Consider the following 2,212-nt stretch of genomic DNA (forward strand, 5'->3'; position numbering starts at 1 on the left):
TCCCACGCGTGCGTGCGCGTGGGAGCCCTTCGTCACACCAGGGGTGGCGGGTCAGTCGTCGTTCTCGAGCTCGGCCATGACCTCGTCGCTCGCGGTGAAGTTCGCGTAGACGTTCTGCACGTCGTCGCTGTCCTCGAGGGCGTCGATGAGGCGCAGGATCTTGCGGGCGCCCTCGGCGTCGACCTCGACCTCCATGGAGGGGTGGAAGACGACGTCGGCGGAGTCGTACTCGATGCCGGCGTCCTGCAGCGCGGTGCGGACCGCGACGAGGTCGGTGGCCTCGGTGAGGATCTCGAACGTGTCGCCCTCGTCGGTGACCTCCTCGCCGCCCGCCTCGAGAACGGCCTCCATGACGTCGTCCTCGGTGGTGCCCTCCTTCGGGACCACGATGACGCCCTTGCGGGAGAACAGGTAGGAGACCGAGCCCGGGTCGGCGAGCTGGCCGCCGTTGCGCGTGAACGCGATGCGGACCTCGGCGGCGGCACGGTTCTTGTTGTCGGTGAGGCACTCGACGAGGACGGCGATGCCGCCCGTGCCGTAGCCCTCGTACATGATCGTCTGGTAGTCGGCGCCGCCGGCTTCCTGGCCCGAGCCGCGCTTGAGGGCGCGGTCGATGTTGTCGTTGGGGACCGAGGACTTCTTGGCCTTCTGGACGGCGTCGAAGAGCGTGGGGTTACCGGCGAGGTCCCCGCCGCCCGTGCGGGCCGCGACCTCGATGTTCTTGATGAGCTTGGCGAACAGCTTGCCGCGCTTGGCGTCGATCACGGCCTTCTTGTGCTTGGTCGTAGCCCACTTGGAGTGTCCTGACATACCCCTGTTACTCCTTCACGATTGCGACGAAGAGCTCGTGCACCCGCGCATCGCCCGTGATCTCGGGGTGGAAGGAGGTGGCGAGCAACGTTCCCTGACGTACTGCGACGATTCTACCTGCGGCGTCGCCCGTCCCGGCGGCACCGGCGTCCGGCTCGTCGCCGGAGCGTGCGTGCGTGGCTGCGCCGCGGTGGCGGGTGCGGCCCAGGACCTGGACCCCGGGGCCGGTCTCCTCGACCCAGGGGGCGCGGATGAACGCGGCGGGCACGGGCCCCCCGGGGACGCCGGTCATCTCGACGGACGACTCGAACGAGTCGACCTGGCGCCCGAACGCGTTGCGGCGCACGGTGACGTCCAGCCCTCCGAGGGTCTGCTGGTCGTGCGTGGCGCCCAGGACGCGGTCGGCGAGCAGGATCATGCCGGCGCACGACCCGTAGACGGGCAGCCCGGCCCCGATCGCGGTGCGCAGCGGGTCGAACAGCTCGAAGATCCGCAGCAGCTTGTCGATCGTGGTCGACTCCCCGCCGGGGAGCACGAGGCCGTCGAGGCCGCCGAGCTCGGTGGGGCGCCGCACCGTGACGGCGCGGGCGCCGGCCACGTCGAGGGCGGCCACGTGCTCGCGGACGTCGCCCTGCAGGGCGAGGACTCCAATGACCGGTTTCACGATCGCCCATCGTACGGGCTGCGGGCGGGCGGGGTGCGAGGTGCCCGACGGCGGCTCCCGGCCGACGTCGTCGCGCCCGGCCAGGTCCGGGTGGAGCGTGGCACGGTCCGGGTGGGGGTGGCCGGGATCGGGTGGGGTGGGCTACTCGGTGGCTTCGCCGAGGTGGCGGGTGTGCCCGTCCCAGCCGTGCAGGAGCGGTTCGAGGAGGTCGGGCAGTCCGGCGGGGAAGACCTCGATGCTCACGGTGCGCAGCTCGGGCAGGGGCCACCAGCGCATCTCGTCGACGACGTCGTGCTCGACCTCGGTCCACCCGTCACGGGTCAGGGGTCGGCTCGTGTGCTGGTCGCCCAGGCGGGCGAGGTAGAAGACCTCGTCCTGGCGGCAGCGTTCGCGGTAGAAGTCGAAGATGGCGGAGCGGGTCCACACGGGGCCCTCGAGCGTGGCGGGGTCCAGGTGCAGCCCGGTCTCCTCGCGGACCTCGCGCACCGCGGCGTCGAGGTCGCTCTCGCCGGGCTCGACGCCGCCGCCGATCGTGAACCACCAGGAGCGGTCGGGCTGGTCGGTGTCGTGGCCGCGGGCAAGCAGGACGCGGCCCGCGGCGTCGAGGAGCAGGACGCGGGCGCCGCGCCGGTGGCGCAGGCCGTCGGGGCCGAGGACCCAGTCGGGGCCGAGCGCGCTGGGGGCATCCGGCGTGGGGGCGGCGGGACCGGGGGCGGCGGGGGCCGCCGGGGCGGGCGC

Annotated in this window: 3 protein-coding genes; all 3 read right to left on the reverse strand. The window is 72.6% G+C overall.

The annotated features are described in order from the left end of the window. Positions 1 to 51: 51 nt before the first annotated feature. Positions 52 to 810, reverse strand: a complete 759-nt coding sequence (locus ACFRCR_RS18400; RefSeq protein ID WP_138824356.1) for a YebC/PmpR family DNA-binding transcriptional regulator — start codon at positions 808 to 810, stop codon at positions 52 to 54. Between the two features lie 7 nt (positions 811 to 817). Continuing rightward, positions 818 to 1,477 (reverse strand): pyridoxal 5'-phosphate synthase glutaminase subunit PdxT, encoded by a 660-nt coding sequence (gene pdxT / locus ACFRCR_RS18405; protein WP_377679622.1) that lies wholly within the window; start codon positions 1,475 to 1,477, stop codon positions 818 to 820. A 138-nt stretch (positions 1,478 to 1,615) separates the two neighbouring features. Further along, a partial coding sequence (locus tag ACFRCR_RS18410; RefSeq protein ID WP_377679621.1) for an NUDIX hydrolase occupies positions 1,616 to 2,212 on the reverse strand: 597 nt, incomplete at its 5' end.

It is taken from the genome of Oerskovia sp. NPDC056781 (genome assembly GCF_042789955.1).
Taxonomy (GTDB): domain Bacteria; phylum Actinomycetota; class Actinomycetes; order Actinomycetales; family Cellulomonadaceae; genus Oerskovia; species Oerskovia rustica.